Source organism: Sneathiella limimaris, from assembly GCF_012932565.1.
GTDB lineage: Bacteria > Pseudomonadota > Alphaproteobacteria > Sneathiellales > Sneathiellaceae > Sneathiella > Sneathiella limimaris.
In genome coordinates this window covers 784,568-799,350 of the sequence record NZ_JABBYJ010000001.1, presented here as the reverse complement: position 1 = coordinate 799,350, position 14,783 = coordinate 784,568, and the positions used below count along the sequence as shown (strand labels likewise).

Genomic DNA, 14,783 nt, shown 5'->3' with positions numbered 1-14,783 from the left:
TCACTTTGGGGTTTCGCCTCAATGGGCGTCAGATACTTTCGCGCCTTCTTTCAGCACAAATTCTCGGCCGCAATACGGGCATTCAACTTGATGCTTGTCTCCCAGGTTCAGATAAACGCGGGGATGACCTAGGGCTCCCTTACCGCCATCACAATGTACCTTAAGGGTTTCAACCTCAACTTTATCAGGTGCGCTCATAACCTCTTCACTTTCCGTTATTGGCTCATGCTACTTGCAACAAATGCCCTGAGACATTAAATCATGTCGCAACGGCTCAATAAGACTTGGGTCGGATGATATCGAACAATAGTGCTTTCGCAAGTTGAAAAGCGCAGCAAACATCACAAATTTCAGGTTCTATTCCCATGGCTGCATCCCCCGCTTACTCCGCTTCAATTGAAAACGCGCTTGAAGTGCGGGACCTTCGTAAAGTCTACAAAGGAAAAGGAAAGGTGGCTGACAAGGTCGCTTTAAAAGGCATTTCATTGGATGTGCCCAAAGGATCCTTTTTTGGTCTGCTCGGACCCAACGGTGCTGGTAAATCTACACTGATTAATATTCTGGCTGGGTTGGTCAATAAAACGTCTGGCAGTGCAAAAGTGTGTGGTTACGACATCAACAGCCAAATGCGCTTAGCCCGCCGATCCCTCGGCGTTGTCCCACAAGAGCTGAACTTGGATGCCTTTTTCTCCGCTCGCGAAGTAATGGAATTTCAAGCCGGCCTCTTTGGTGTTCCGAAGAGTCAACGCAGGACAGATGAGATCCTGCATGCAATGGGTTTGACAGATAAAGCTGACAGCTATGCTCGGACTTTGTCAGGTGGCATGCGAAGGCGCCTGCTTGTTGCAAAAGCCATGGTCCACAGCCCAGATGTTATTATTCTGGATGAGCCAACGGCTGGCGTGGATATTGAGCTTCGCCAACAACTTTGGAGTTATATTCGAAAACTGAACGAGGCAGGGACCACGATCATACTGACCACTCATTATCTGGAAGAAGCTGAAGAGCTCTGTGACCAGATAGCAATTATCAATCACGGTGAAGTCGTTGCATGTGAACCCACTGAAAATTTGCTATCAAAACTGGATGCCAAAACAATTACCATCGTGTTGGACCAGGACATAGATGTGATCCCGGCAAGTTTACACCCTTATTCACCCTCCTTATCTCATGGTCGGCGACTGACAATTCAATATAAACCCAGTGAAACTGATATTGGCCAAATCTTGAGCAACCTGTCTGAAAGCGGTCTCGGAATTACAGACCTTTCAACAGAAGAGCCCGATTTGGAAGATGCATTCCTTCAAATGACATCAGACCGCAAGGCATAAGGAAAAATTTATTTTCTGGAAATTGGCTCTGTTCCCATGCCATAATTGTGGGATACCAAACAAAATACCGCACCACATTTCCCTATTTGCACTAAAATTCGAAGAAGTAGGTTTCATATGTCAACAGTACTGTACTCTGGCGGGCTCCTTTTTGACGGCATTGGCCCCCTCAAAGAAAACTATGCCGTTCTGGTCGAAGGCGACACAGTTAAAGACGTCGCGCCGATTGAAAAATTCGCTGACTATCAAGGTGAAAAAGTTGATACAACTGGCGCTACTTTGATGCCAGGAATTGCCGATTGTCATGTGCATCTGATTTATCGGGGTGAAGCCAATCCACATAACAGCGTCCAAAGCGCTAGTGCTTCTGAGCTCGCACTTCGGGTTCTCGAAAATGCCCAGACATCCCTGAAAAGCGGCATTACATCAGTTCGTGATTGTGGTGGTAAAGACTATATCGAATTCCCTGTCCGTGACGCGATTAATTCAGGGCGCTTCTTGGGTCCAAATATCATGGCATCCGGTCGCATGATTTGCATGACAGGTGGGCACGGAAACCGCTATGGCCGTGTTGCAGATGGCTGCGATGAGGTTATCAAAGCAGTCCGCGAACAGGTCCATGCAGGTAGCGACCTGATTAAGATTATGGCCACCGGCGGTGTGATGACCCCAGGCGTCAATCCTGAAGACGCCCACTACTCTGCAGAAGAAATGAAAGCAGGCGTCCATGAGGCAAACCGCTTCCATCGTTCAACCGCCTCTCATGCGCAGGGTGCTGAAGGCATCATGAATGCGGTAAATGCAGGCATCACGTCTATTGAACATGGCATTTTCATGGATCAAGAATGTCTGGATGCCATGCTGGAGCGAGGCACTTATCTGGTTCCGACACTTGCTGCTGTGAAAAACATCATCAACAACAAAGATAATGGCATTCCAGCCTATGCAGTCGAGAAGTCTTTGCGAGTGTATGACCGCCACCAGGAGAGCTTTTCTATGTTCTACAAAGCAGGTGGGAAAATTGCCATGGGAACTGATGCTGGGACACCTTTCAACCTGCATGGTAAAAACGCCATGGAGCTTGCCTATATGGTTGAATGCGGCATGAGCCCAATCGACAGCCTGAAAGCAGCGACATCTGTTGGACACGCGTGTATGCAATATGAAGATCGCGGTCAGATCAAGGAAGGGTTTAAAGCTGACATGTTGATTGTCAATGGAAACCCCGAAGCAGACATCATGATGGCTGCAGATCCTGCGAACCACAAATCAGTTATCAAAAACGGTAAGTTGGTTGAGCTAAATTAAACTTATCAGGATAAACTGACAAAGCCGGTGAAACTCACCGGCTTTTTTTGTCGTTTTTTTACGTCTTCGCCCTACATAAATTAGGTATATAGCGATAATTGGAGGGAACGATATGGGATTAAGCAGAGATATGGCCCGCACAGCAGATCGAAAACATCGTTATTGGCAGCGGGTTGAAAAAGAAAGAGCTATGTCGAATGATCACGGATCTGATCATAGCCGAGAATTCACCCAAATTATTCAATCAGAAAAAGAGCACTACAAATATCTTTCTAAGATCCATCAACTGCGCAGAAAGAGTGATTAACAATTGGGCAAAAGCCCAATAAATATACGCCTAAAAATTTTAAATAGCTGGCTAGACATCATTCAAAAATCCCGCTACCGTAAACGAGTAATACTTAGAAAATGGTAGTCATGAATTCTCTTAAAGGCCTACTTGGAGCCTATGATCAGGGCGAGTTCTATTGTGAACTCATGGGATTACCTGACAATAGTTCAGTTCCGTCCCGGACACTTGAAACTATTAATCGCAGACTTGATAAGATGAGTCTGAAAGCGCTCCGTCGTCGGGCAGAAGCGTCCGAAAAAGAACTCTACAATTTGGGGATTACCTTTACTGTTTATACCGACAGTCAGGCGATCGACCGAATATTGCCCTTTGATGTTTTACCGCGAGTAATCACGGCACAGGACTTCGATAAGATCGAGAGAGGTGTTCAGCAGCGTGTGAAAGCCATCAACACGTTTCTAAAGGACATCTATCACGATCAGAAGATCCTCAAAGACGGACTTATTCCGAAAGAGTTGGTTTTCGGAAACGAAAATTACTGCAAGCAGATGGAAGGGGTTCATATCCCCGAGGATACTTACGTTCATATTTGCGGTATCGATCTGGTGCGCGATGTGGATGGCAGTTTTAAAATCCTGGAAGACAACGCTCGCACACCATCTGGGGTGTCCTATGTGGTTGAAAACCGCCATTTAATGCTTCGAACTTTCCCTGACTTCCTGAAAGGCGTTGGGATCCGGCGGGTCTCTGACTACGGCTTGCATCTTTACAAAGCATTGGCTGAAGTTGCCCCAAAAGGAGCAGGTCCAAATCCAGCAGTCGTTCTTCTATCTCCAGGCGTCTACAATTCTGCCTATTTTGAGCATGTTTTCCTAGCACGTGAAATGGGTGTTCCACTCGTCGAAGGGGGAGACCTGGTCACAGAAGATGATAAGGTCTACATGAAAACGACAGCCGGTTTAGAGCAGGTTGATGTCATTTACAGAAGGATTGGGGATGATTTTCTCGACCCCAAGGCATTTCGAAAAGATAGTATGCTGGGTGTTCCAGGACTATTCCAAGCTTATCGTAAAGGAAATGTCACTCTTGCGAATGCAATTGGAACCGGCGTGGCGGATGATAAAGCAATCTATGCTTACATGCCCAGGATCATCAAATATTATCTGGATGAAGATGCCATCCTCGACAACGTAGAAACAAATATCTGTGGTGAAAAAGAGGGTTTGGATTTCACCTTGGACAACCTTGATAAACTTGTGGTCAAACCAGTTGGTGAGGCTGGCGGATACGGTGTTATGGTGGGGCCAAGGGCTACGAAAAAAGAGTTGGCACAGCGCCGACAGGAACTGCTGGACGATCCAGCAAATTATATTTCGCAACCAGTTATTGGGCTTTCAGTTTGCCCAACGTTGGTCAAAGAAGGCATTGAGCCTCGGCATGTTGATTTGCGACCTTTTGCAGTTACAGGCAAAAACACATGGGTTTTACCGGGTGGTTTGACCCGAGTGGCACTCAACAAAGGCTCATTAATTGTTAACTCCTCGCAAGGGGGCGGATCTAAGGATACCTGGGTACTTGAAAAATAGTCTGCTATCGAGATTTGCGCTGAATATTTTCTGGCTCGCTCGTTACATGGAGCGAACAGATAGTCTAGCTCGCCTTTTGGAAGTCACCGAGACACATTCTCGGGATGAACATGGAACCCAGGATTGGGAACTCATTCTGGAGGTCAATGGCGATCTTGAACGATACAAAAAGCAATATAAAAAAATCACAACTGAAGATGTGATCTACTTCTATTCCATTGATAAAAAGAACTCTACATCACTGATCACATCAGTTATGTTGGCTCGCGAAAATGCCCGCTCCTTAAGGCACTTAATCAGTACAGAGATGTGGTCAGAGATTAATACTCTGCATAACTTTTTCTCGACGGTTAAAAAGCGCGACATTCAAACGCGTCGTTTCTCTGGATTCTGTCAAAGCATCAAAGAAAGGTGCCAAGCACATTCGGGCATTACCGAAGCAACCCTGTATCGGGATCAGGCCTACACATTCTATTGGATTGGTAAGATGGTGGAACGGGCTGATCAGGCCTCACGGCTCTTGGATGTCGGCTTCCGCCGTGCCCAAAAGCTTGGCTATGGTGACGCCGATGCTGGCGAAAACCTATCCCATTGGACAGGCCTGTTGCGGTCGGTCGGCGGGTATCAGGCATATCGCCGGACCCATCCTATACACCTTAGGTCTCATGAAATTACCGATTTCATTTTGTTGAATATTTCCTTCCCGCGGTCCGTGAATTATTGTATTGAGGAAATCCGCGACTATATGGATGAGCTTATTGAACTCCATGACGTGGAAAAAGCCCGGGACGCCATGCAGGCATTGGAAATCATCCGCAAGCAGTTGTCAGGGGCAGATGTTCAGTCATTGGTTTCGACTGGACTCCATGAATTTGCTGATACCTTGCAGCAACAACTGGTCACGTTTACAACGGTACTCGCAAAAGGTTGTTTCGGTAAGGGTAACTAGGACAATGAAAAATGCAGACCCTGCGTATTCGTCACCGGACAGAGTATCGGTATAACAGGCCTCTCTCGTTTGGTGAGCACCGTCTTATGTTCCGCCCCAGAGACAGTCACGATTTACGTCATGTCTCCAGCGAGCTTAGTCTATCCCCAACAGCAGAAGTCAGATGGCATCATGATGTGTTCAGTAACTCCATAGCTGTTGCTGAATTTAAAGAGCCTTCTGATCATCTGGTTCTTGAAAGCACCGTTGTTGTTGAACATTACGGACTGGAAGACACAGAATTTCCAATCGATATTCATGCCCAGCGCCTGCCATTTACTTACTCGGCAGACGAAGTTGGGGACCTCGCCCGCACTCATGAACGGCATTATCCAGACCCAGAAGACCGGATCGTTGATTGGGCGAACCGGTGTCTGGAGCAAGGGAACGGGGAAACCGAAAAAACCTTATCCGCCATGACCCAGATCATTCGCGAAGAGTTTGAGTATGTCACCCGGAATGAAGAGGGAACTCAGGCTCCAGATGAGACCCTTATCAAGCAACAAGGAACCTGTCGGGACTTTGCCCTTCTAATGATTGAAGCCGCCCGAACCCTTGGCCTTGCTGCCCGTTTTGTGACTGGCTATCTATATGATCCCAACAAGACTGAAACGTCTGGGCTTCGGGGTGCAGGTGCCACCCATGCCTGGACGCAAGTGTTCCTGCCAGGTGCAGGCTGGATCGAATATGACCCCACCAACGGCATTATTGGCGGAACAAACTTGATCCGTGTCGCTGTTACGCGGGATCCCTCACAGGCGATTGTAGTCCGGGGAACTTATTTTGGCATGCCCGAAGACTTCATGGATATGCAGGTCAGTGTCACAGTGGAAAAAATCAACCCGTAAGATCTTGCGCGCTCATTCCGGCATTGGCGGAATTCGTTTAAAAGCTGATCTCAGCGCATTGCCCCATCGTTTCTGAATTTCCCGAAGGTAGGGATCTCCCTCATCAATGACCCTCTGGGTCTCAATTTTAAGGGCATCCCGTCGGATAGTCAGGATATCTAGTGGTGGCCCGACTGAAATGTTGGAGCGGAGTGTGGAGTCCATAGAAATAAGGGCAAGTTTGACAGCTTCATTCAACTCCAAGTCATATTGAATCACTCGATCAACAATGGGTTTTCCGTATTTAGTCTCGCCAATTTGAAAATATGGTGTCTGTTCTGTGGCTTCGATAAAATTTCCTGCAGAGTAAATATTGAAGAGCCGCATTTTACCGCCCTTAATTTGTCCGCCCAGCAGAAACGTTGCATTGAAATCCATTCCCTGTTGACGCAAGGCTTCTCCATCCTGCTTCTCCACTAGCCGAAGGGCTTTTCCAACCAGGCGAGCCGCATCACGCATGGTCTCAACGGTCGCCATGGTCACAACATCCTCTTCCTCATCTTCATCCAGCGGAAGACCTTCCGTGACCATATCTACAACTGCCTGTGTAACCGCCAAATTTCCAGCAGTCGTAAGAGCAATAATCCTCTCATTGGGCTCATTCCACAAAGTAAGCTTTCGAAAAACAGAAATATGATCAACGCCCGCATTGGTGCGACTGTCCGACACCATAACAAGCCCTTCTTTCAAGGCCATGCCAACGCAATAGGTCATTCATTACTCCTCAGCTAGGGACATCCCCAGAATCCATTTTTCACAAAATACCAAAATTTTTCAAAAGCCGAAGCAAATCTATTGCTAAAGCGCAGATTTTCCCCAAAACGTAAAAGACTTTATCATTGCGCTTTGATTTGAGGTACGTTATACGAAGGTCCTCTTCAGCACCCGTAGCTCAGCTGGATAGAGCGCTGCCCTCCGAAGGCAGAGGTCACACGTTCGAATCGTGTCGGGTGCGCCATATTTCCCAACAACTTAGCGGTATTTACGCCTGTAATCTCTCCGGCGTTGTCCGAGTTATGTCCTCGTTACACTAAGTTTTATCCACCAAACTCACCACTTAGAAAGCATATCGCAATTGTTGAAATCTCCGAGTTTGGAGGTTCAGCATGATACCGTTTACTGCACTCGATTCTGCTGAATGGTTAGCTCTTACATGCAAACTCGTCGCCGAATACAAAAAACTCGGCTACGTCGATCAAGCAAATGCATTACAAGCAATTGCGGATCAAACTTTTGTCGCTTCCATTGAGATTTTTGGAGAGGAGTACACAGAAGCTCTCAAGATAGTCTGCGATCGTTACGAACATAATTCGTTAGCAGAAATGCAGGGTGTCACTCTCCAATGATTTCGAGACACCCAACGCCCCAGCAGCGACCATCTCCATCTTTCTCAACAGACGTCCGGGTCAAGGGACTGCACGGTTCTGAGCGCAGCTCAGAATTGGTGCGGCAGTCCCTTGACCCGGCGGCAACACTACAAGCTTCTGTATTGGGGTGCAGGAAAAACCTTCCTGCACCCCTGCCACGCGGCGAGCGGGGGGAGCGCGAGGGGGAACACCCTCGCTTTGGTACTAATGATATACTGGCAGTGTCTACGGCACGTGAAGTCTATGATGTACTTACCGGAGAAATAAAATTAAACGGCAGTCAACTTCCAAAGGGTACCGGTGTTCTATCTACAGCAGAGCTATGGGAGAAAACTGTCGGGAAGGAATTAAACAGAGAAAAGTTTATCGAAGCAAAAAGCCGAGAAAGGCAATTAAGAGAACAATCATTCGATATTGCACGACGGCTAGAAAGCGAAGGTATACCAGCTTATCAACAAGATAATTCTACGACAATCATCGGTCTCTGTTCTGGTGAAGTGGAAAAGGCCAACCACTTCCGAAACTCTAACATTATCCCATCCATGCAAGCCCGCAATGTGCATGACATGCTTAGGCACGTTCGATACTTCATGGATAACAGCAATCGAAGACATCTCCGCATGCTAGTGATAAGCAACGGATGGGTACCGCTTTCTTCGTATCGTAACGAACACAAGGCCTTTACCCGGAAAATCTCCAAGATAAGTGCCGACCCCGTATTGAAAGAACGGGGAATTCAGTTTGTTTACTACAATGTTGAAAATACGATCAAACGCGCCAGTGATAATGACCCCCACCTAAACATGCATTCCCATGTCTTAATGCGCTCCACGAAGCGTCTTGGTCCCAAAAAGTGGGCAGAGACAATGGAGTTTATAAAATCTCGTTTTGATAAGGGGTACGCCCACGACGAGAGAATTCGGAACCCAGCTGAGTGTGTTAAATACGTTTTTAAACCTTGTGAGTTCGACCTCCTTACAAATGGCGAGCTCAAAGAATTATTCCTACAGACTTGCCGACTAAAGTTCTTTCATCCACTTGGACCTATCCGGGAATTTCGCAGAAAGCTCCGTGAGGACCGCCTGAAGCTGGTTAAAGCTCCAGATCAGAACGGAAGATGGGGATGGAACGTTCAACCAAAGGCACGCACTGGAGCCAAGCAAGAGCGGAATGAAAGTGGAGAGACGCAAGATATTGTTGTGGCGATCACTAACCCCATGCCGAAATTCACCCGACGCTATGAACCCTGTCTAATTGTACGCAATTTCTCCGGGAATTTAAACGACCTCATCCGCAAGAGGCAATTAGACAAAGTGCAAACGCAAGCCCTTCGCCTTTGGCGCGAGAGCGCTTCTATGAAGCACACAACAACGACAACTGTCCTAGACCCTCTCAACGGAAGAGAGACAGACCACAACAATTATCACTCAAACCATCAATCTGAACATTTCCAGTTAAACGCCAACTCGGGGAAGTTCTCCGAAACTCCCGGGGAACACCCCTCAAACTATATTTTTCAATAACTTATAGGATCAGTAGCTATGAAAGATCTAACCACGCAAAAGGTTTCTGACAGCACAATCACTCCAGCGGAGCGATTGAAAATGGCAAGAACGCACAAAGGCTATAGCCGCAAAGAATTGGCAGCCATCACCAATATTCCAGAAAAATCTATTGAGAAATATGAGTATGGAAGTATGGAACCCAACATTTCCCGCCTACAAACTTTATGCGAGGTACTCGAAATAAACTCAGAATCTTTATTAGGAATGCCAGAGAGCGAAAATGAAACTACTAGATCTGAGTCTAATCACACAAAATACTTCTCTGAAGCATTGGATCATATAGAAGAAATTAACTGCATTAGAGAAACCGGGTTTGCCGCTGAACCTACTAAAGCTCTGGCTCATGTAGAGGCCTTACAATCTGCTCTCAGATTTCTAGGAGAAGACGAACTAAAGAAACTGGCAAGTGCAAAAGGAATTTCGACTGAAAATATGCTGAATTTAGGAATTACAGAACTTTCCCTAAGAATTATCGATACAGCTATTTATGGTGTAGATTTATACAATATTGAAATGAGCGCTTTGTCGAAGCTAGCTGAGCACTATAATCTTGCTCCTTCTCATAAAATATTTTGGATCGAATGGGAAAATCATGAAGAAATTATTCACGAGATAAGAGCGAAGTTTAAAAGTGAAGCTTTTTACTCTACTAACTTTCCAAACTTTTCAGATAAAAAGCTGTTTCCCAGAAACAGCGAAAAATATACCGATGATTAGTTATGATATAGGGCAGATAATCATCTGCCCTAACATTGACGCCAATGCTACAAAATTGCAATCACACTATTTATGAGGTAAATTACCGAAAACAAATACTACATTCACGGACACTTGCTAACATGATGAATTTTGCAGATGAAAATACTCAAAATGTTATTGCATCATTTTTAAGAGAACTAAAAAAATGCGAACCATTAACAAATGAGATCAAAGCAGAAATAAAGTTCGTTACTTCAGTCTTACCCTTCATACAGAAAAACCCAGAACTATGGGATGAAAAAACTGTCTACAATAGACAGTCGATAGGCGAACATCTGGTAGATCAGTTAGCAAACTTTTCCGAATCTATGCAGTCTGATGTTTCCGATATAAGTTCATACTTATATAGATTTCTATGCGAACTGGAATTTTTTATTGGCTCAAACAAAAAACTGAGTACAGAACTGCAGTTTATAAAAGCAGATATCGACAAAATTCATCCTTCAAAAGGCGAAGACGAACATTCACAATATTTGTATGCTCGCCTCAAAATGCCAATTGAACTAGTTAGCTCAATGTTAAATACAGAGGGAATAGAAAGCTTTAGAGATTTCAATAACAAAATTGAGGAGGCAAAAACACTAACAAAAAGCTGGGAAGCGATATTAAGTGAAAAAGAACGCAAAGTAGCTGAACTACAGGCAGCTCTGAAAGAGTATGAGGTTGGTTTTAACTTCGTTGGACTATTTCAAGGCTTTGAGGAACTCAAGAAAACAATTATAATAAAACAAAGGTGGCATTTTACAGGGTTAGTAGTCGTCGGGATATTAGCCTTAGTACCTTTATTGTCAGAACTTTATTTCCTAATATTCAGCGTAGAAAATCCTGATTTTTCACATCTGGTATACCTACCAACTATAATAGCTATAGAAATACTTCTAATTTATTTCTTTAGAGTGATTTTACACAGCTATAATTCCGTAAAATTACAACGTCTACAAATTGAACTAAGGCAAACACTTTGTCAGTTTATCCAAAGCTATGCTGAATACTCCTCTGAAATTAAAGAGAAAGATGGAGTAGTGCTTGAAAAATTTGAAAACCTAATTTTTAGCGGCATCCTAACCGACTCAAACAAACTACCAAGTACTTATGACGGGCTAGAACAGATTGGAAAGTTATTGGATCGGTTCAAATCTGGCTCGCCGTAACACGCTATGCTTCGCAAACCCGAGACAAATGCAATAGAAGAACTAGATGTCAAATCTCTCCTTTCATTAGCTGATTACTTCGAAGATCAAGCAAAGCGCTTGAGAAACCTAGCTAGTCGTAAGAAGCTCCTATTAGGCCAGGAAGAGAAGATTCAGGCCGAAACCATACATAGGCACAAGAACTTGGTTCTAGCCGGCAAAATGGCTTTAGAGTTAGTTCTGGAAGGTGTGCAGAAGCAGATCGCGTGTGGACGTGCATCCACTGTCTTTGATTTACCTATGGTAGTTGTTGAGGCTAATTTTGATGCTCAGTATAAAGCTCATAAAGCCGAAACAATTCAAAATCGAAACTCGAGAATACTTAAACTTCACATGAAAGGACAGTCAATCCGCCAGATAGCAGAAGTATCAAATTGTTCACGTTCAACAGTTCACTATGTAATTAATAAGCAGAATTTCTAATAATTTTTGTAGTTTATCTCATTGAATTTTGGACGACGCTACGATCCTTCTAAATGCTAGACAATATTCTGGGAGGAGAAATAATTACGTTAGTCTCTGTACGCTCAAGATCATGCTAGAAAGCTAACCGGATATTAAGTCAAACCAAAACTGTTTCTAAGTTCAGTAACTAATTTGCCCCGCAGCTCTAATATCTTCGAAATTCTCTTAGGATCTGCTTGGTGAGGATTACGCTCAAAATAGGGGGCTTCTCTCGTAGTATCTATGGTACCATTGGTATATTTAAAAAACTGAACTAGGAATACATCAAAATCTTTGTTTAACTTTTTACGTTTTATAGTGCTGGATTTTGATTTTTTTAATCTATCAATTTCATCTTTTATTTCTTTTTTTTGTTTTTTTATATCTCTTTCTAAAGGTTTTGCAATATCTTGATCTAAATCTCTTGACCAATACTCTACAGACAAGTCCTGTAAGTTTCTAATCAAATCTTCAATACAACCAACTCTACTTTTTAGATCAGCACCTTTATCTCGTAATATGCCAATATAGTGCGAACCAATAATTGTAATTATTGAGCCGATGACAGCTCCACCGAAACCAATTAGAACTTCATTTGGCATTCAATCCAACATTCTCTGCAGACTTGATATATTCCCATATTTCAGCAACCAGTAACTCGTCTTTACTATCTAAAACTAGTCGTTCTTCCAACTCTTCCAAAGAAAACTTTTCCTCGCGAATTAAGCCGCCAAACGCTTCTTCCAAAAATGATGAGCCATGACCTTCGCCACCATCCAACTCTACGACTATATTACGTTCTTGTTTGAAAGCTGGCACCAAGATGCTTTTTCTAAATTTTTCACCAGAAAAAGGTCCGTCTGTCACGAATCTACCAGCAGGTACATCAGAAAAATCATTTGCAAGATTTATCACTCTCATCTCCTTCTCCTGTAACGGATTACAAGTTTGCATCCCACTGAATTAAGGTGCCACCAATATCCGAATTTAGAGTTAACAAATATTCACCATTCTTAAAGGCATCGTTATGTGGTGAATATCGATACTCACCTTTGCCACTGAGTACTCTAAAATTCCCCTCTGGCATTGAGTCAGCGTAATTTCTAATATTTCGATATAATCCATATCCACGATTACTTTGCTCTGTGCCGCTTCGGTTCAGCTCCATAGCAGCTCTAATCAAAGAAGCATCATTATTTTTTAGACCAAGTTTTGCCAAACAGAATTCAATTGCTTCTCTCGTATTTTTTCTCGGTATTGTACGAGGTATACCTATTCCTTGATCAAAAAACACTATAGTTAAATTATTTTTAACCTTATCGAAAGAGCCAACCATCCACCACTGAAGTTTTAAAGGAGGATGTTTATATTCATAATCATCAGGATATGCATGGTGCTTCGCATTTGTCATAGCTTCTATCAAAGCAGAATAAAGTTTAGAACTTTCCGGAACTTCAATATCAAATGTATCTTGGATAGCCAGCCTAAGCTCTTTTGCAGCTTGCCCTTCCGCGCCGCGGCCCGTTGTAAACTTCACAAACTCAACCGACTTATCCGGCTCATCATAAACTGGAAGCTTCTCTATTTGTAATAACGAAAACAGACCCATTTCGTTAAATAAGCTTCTGATATTGGGGTTCCAGTCATCGAAATCAACCACTCTGAGCCTTAAATTATTTTTCTTCCGCCATCTATCTAATTCAGCAGCAAGAACCAATGCAGCAGCAACGCCCACCTTTTCCATAGTTGTGAAATCAATTTTGAACCTTTGCGAAGGATGCTGAGAGGCTAATTCCTTAAACCGCTGAAAAAATTGCAAGGTTTCTTCTTGATTATCTTCAAAGCTGAGAGAAGCAGGAATGTGTAATGTTATAAATTTTTTACGAAACCCTATTTCTCCAGATCTAGGGGGTCGAGAGTTCGCACCATATTTACGCATATGTTTGTGAATTCTCTTACTTCTCAAAGATCTTTCTTCATGCTTCTTCTGCAAGCGTCTTTGACGTAATTTTTGCTTAGCTGAAAGTTTCTTCATTTATCAATCAAATTTTGAATCCAATATTTTTTTGATCAGTCTTATGGGAAAAGTACGACTTTTTCAAATTTTGGATGAATTAGATTGAATAAAAATTCTCCTTATAAGAGGAAAACTGTTGCTTAGAGTTTGTATCAATGATACAGAATAATAGATTATTTTTTAAACTTATGTACTTTTAGTACAAGCAGGAGCGCTAACTTGAGCCTTGGAGCAATGTTAAAAATAGGGCGGGAACAAAGACAATTGTCGCGCAAACAATTGGCTGAGCTCATTGGCGCCAACGTAAATTCTATCGCAAAATATGAAAAAGCTGGCGAAGAAAACGGCCAATATCCACCACTTCCTGTTCTTGCAAGGCTAACCTCTGAATTAAACCTATCTCCAGCACGTATCTTTGCCGAAGTTGCAGAAAACCCAAAAGACAAAGAGAAGTTCTTAACTGGATGGCTGCGCCCTCTCTCAGCTATTACAACAGCATTTTATTCCTTTGAAGAAATATGGGCGGGAATGGATGCAGCTCTGCACGAAATTCGTGAAGACTTAACCACAAAAATGCCCATCACAGGTATGAAAAGGGAAGAGTTTAGAGAGCTGTTAAATCGGTCATTCCCAGAAAAAGATAGTCGTCCAGCAATTATTGAAGAATTCTACTTCGATGACGAAAAAGAGGATTAATCCAATATCAGTAGTTAAATTCAAAAAGAGCCCGGAGGCGACCAAACCAACCCGAGCTCTTCAATGTGAAATACGACAAAACTTTAACCAATGAGGAGAAAATTTTGACATCGCATTCTGAAGTAAAACTTAGCAGGGCGGCCTTTGATAATCAATCTAAGTCTCAGGTTGATAAACAAGCCCAATCTATAAACAACAATCTACCAAGATTGCTTACAGCGAAAATGCTTGCTGAAGTCCTTGGCCTCCGTGAACGCACTATTCGAACCCTTAGAACCAAAGGGGAGCTTAGGGGGCGCAAAGTCGGACGCGAATGGATGTACCCGCAAGAAGAAATTGACCGTTATATGAGC

The 14,783-nt window shown here is 43.6% G+C and carries 17 protein-coding genes, 1 tRNA gene and 1 pseudogene; 14 read left to right on the top strand and 5 right to left on the bottom strand.

Translation table 11 applies throughout. The annotated features are described in order from the left end of the window. Nucleotides 1–18 precede the first annotated feature (18 nt). Entirely contained in the window at nt 19–198 is a 180-nt protein-coding gene (locus HH301_RS03825) for a zinc-finger domain-containing protein (RefSeq protein WP_169566813.1), read from the bottom strand. A gap of 167 nt (nt 199–365) precedes the next feature. Between HH301_RS03825 and HH301_RS03820 the strand changes: the two genes are divergently transcribed. The 6 genes from HH301_RS03820 to HH301_RS03795 all read left to right on the top strand — a co-directional run bounded on the left by HH301_RS03820 (nt 366) and on the right by HH301_RS03795 (nt 6,353). Next, on the top strand, nt 366–1,331 hold the full coding sequence (locus HH301_RS03820; protein ID WP_169566811.1) for an ABC transporter ATP-binding protein: 966 nt from the start codon (nt 366–368) through the stop codon (nt 1,329–1,331). A 117-nt stretch (nt 1,332–1,448) separates the two neighbouring features. Continuing rightward, nucleotides 1,449–2,639 (top strand): metal-dependent hydrolase family protein, encoded by a 1,191-nt coding sequence (locus HH301_RS03815; protein WP_169566809.1) that lies wholly within the window; start codon nt 1,449–1,451, stop codon nt 2,637–2,639. 112 nt (nt 2,640–2,751) lie between these two features. Then, nucleotides 2,752–2,946 (top strand): hypothetical protein, encoded by a 195-nt coding sequence (locus HH301_RS03810; RefSeq protein WP_169566807.1) that lies wholly within the window; start codon nt 2,752–2,754, stop codon nt 2,944–2,946. Between the two features lie 110 nt (nt 2,947–3,056). After that, the gene (locus tag HH301_RS03805) at nt 3,057–4,517 is read left to right on the top strand and encodes a circularly permuted type 2 ATP-grasp protein (RefSeq protein WP_206378155.1); all 1,461 of its coding nucleotides are present in this window, start codon (nt 3,057–3,059) and stop codon (nt 4,515–4,517) included. After that, nucleotides 4,507–5,466, top strand: a complete 960-nt coding sequence (locus HH301_RS03800; RefSeq protein WP_169566803.1) for an alpha-E domain-containing protein — start codon at nt 4,507–4,509, stop codon at nt 5,464–5,466. Before HH301_RS03805 ends, HH301_RS03800 begins: the two co-directional genes overlap by 11 nt. Before the next feature lie 11 nt (nt 5,467–5,477). Then, nucleotides 5,478–6,353, top strand: a complete 876-nt coding sequence (locus HH301_RS03795; protein ID WP_169566802.1) for a transglutaminase family protein — start codon at nt 5,478–5,480, stop codon at nt 6,351–6,353. Nucleotides 6,354–6,365: 12 nt separating this feature from the next. Here HH301_RS03795 and HH301_RS03790 read toward each other — a convergent pair whose 3' ends face one another. After that, on the bottom strand, nt 6,366–7,106 hold the full coding sequence (locus tag HH301_RS03790; RefSeq protein WP_169566800.1) for a proteasome-type protease: 741 nt from the start codon (nt 7,104–7,106) through the stop codon (nt 6,366–6,368). Between the two features lie 167 nt (nt 7,107–7,273). Between HH301_RS03790 and HH301_RS03785 the strand changes: the two genes are divergently transcribed. The 6 genes from HH301_RS03785 (at nt 7,274) to HH301_RS03760 (ending at nt 11,696) form a co-directional block, all read left to right on the top strand. Beyond that, a tRNA-Arg gene (locus tag HH301_RS03785) sits at nt 7,274–7,350 on the top strand. A gap of 148 nt (nt 7,351–7,498) precedes the next feature. After that, entirely contained in the window at nt 7,499–7,738 is a 240-nt protein-coding gene (locus HH301_RS03780; protein WP_169566798.1) for a hypothetical protein, read from the top strand. Then, complete coding sequence (locus HH301_RS03775) at nt 7,735–9,282, top strand: hypothetical protein (RefSeq protein WP_169566795.1); 1,548 nt, start codon at nt 7,735–7,737, stop codon at nt 9,280–9,282. Before HH301_RS03780 ends, HH301_RS03775 begins: the two co-directional genes overlap by 4 nt. 18 nt (nt 9,283–9,300) lie before the next feature. Further along, nucleotides 9,301–10,041, top strand: coding sequence for a helix-turn-helix domain-containing protein (locus HH301_RS03770; protein WP_169566793.1), 741 nt, complete (start codon nt 9,301–9,303; stop codon nt 10,039–10,041). 122 nt (nt 10,042–10,163) lie between these two features. After that, nucleotides 10,164–11,234 (top strand): hypothetical protein, encoded by a 1,071-nt coding sequence (locus HH301_RS03765; protein ID WP_169566790.1) that lies wholly within the window; start codon nt 10,164–10,166, stop codon nt 11,232–11,234. Nucleotides 11,235–11,240: 6 nt separating this feature from the next. Next, nucleotides 11,241–11,696: a helix-turn-helix domain-containing protein gene (locus HH301_RS03760; RefSeq protein ID WP_169566788.1), complete on the top strand. Its 456-nt coding sequence runs from the start codon at nt 11,241–11,243 to the stop codon at nt 11,694–11,696. Nucleotides 11,697–11,830: 134 nt separating this feature from the next. On the opposite strand, the gene HH301_RS03755 is transcribed toward HH301_RS03760, so the two are convergent. Genes HH301_RS03755 through HH301_RS03745 form a run of 3 tightly spaced genes read right to left on the bottom strand, consistent with a single transcriptional unit; the run spans nt 11,831 to nt 13,752 of the window. Continuing rightward, complete coding sequence (locus tag HH301_RS03755; RefSeq protein WP_169566786.1) at nt 11,831–12,319, bottom strand: hypothetical protein; 489 nt, start codon at nt 12,317–12,319, stop codon at nt 11,831–11,833. Continuing rightward, nucleotides 12,309–12,638, bottom strand: coding sequence for an STAS-like domain-containing protein (locus HH301_RS03750; protein WP_169566784.1), 330 nt, complete (start codon nt 12,636–12,638; stop codon nt 12,309–12,311). The genes HH301_RS03755 and HH301_RS03750 overlap by 11 nt, the downstream gene beginning before the upstream one ends. Before the next feature lie 19 nt (nt 12,639–12,657). After that, entirely contained in the window at nt 12,658–13,752 is a 1,095-nt protein-coding gene (locus HH301_RS03745; protein ID WP_169566782.1) for a hypothetical protein, read from the bottom strand. 201 nt (nt 13,753–13,953) lie between these two features. On the opposite strand from HH301_RS03745, the gene HH301_RS03740 reads away from it, so the two are divergent. Together HH301_RS03740 and HH301_RS17945 are read left to right on the top strand one after the other, a co-directional pair. Further along, nucleotides 13,954–14,430 carry a helix-turn-helix domain-containing protein gene (locus tag HH301_RS03740; protein WP_169566780.1) on the top strand — a complete coding sequence of 159 codons (477 nt, stop codon included), beginning with the start codon at nt 13,954–13,956 and terminating at the stop codon, nt 14,428–14,430. Nucleotides 14,431–14,495: 65 nt separating this feature from the next. After that, nucleotides 14,496–14,771: pseudogene (locus HH301_RS17945) on the top strand (helix-turn-helix domain-containing protein); the annotation flags it as partial. Nucleotides 14,772–14,783: the final 12 nt, after the last annotated feature.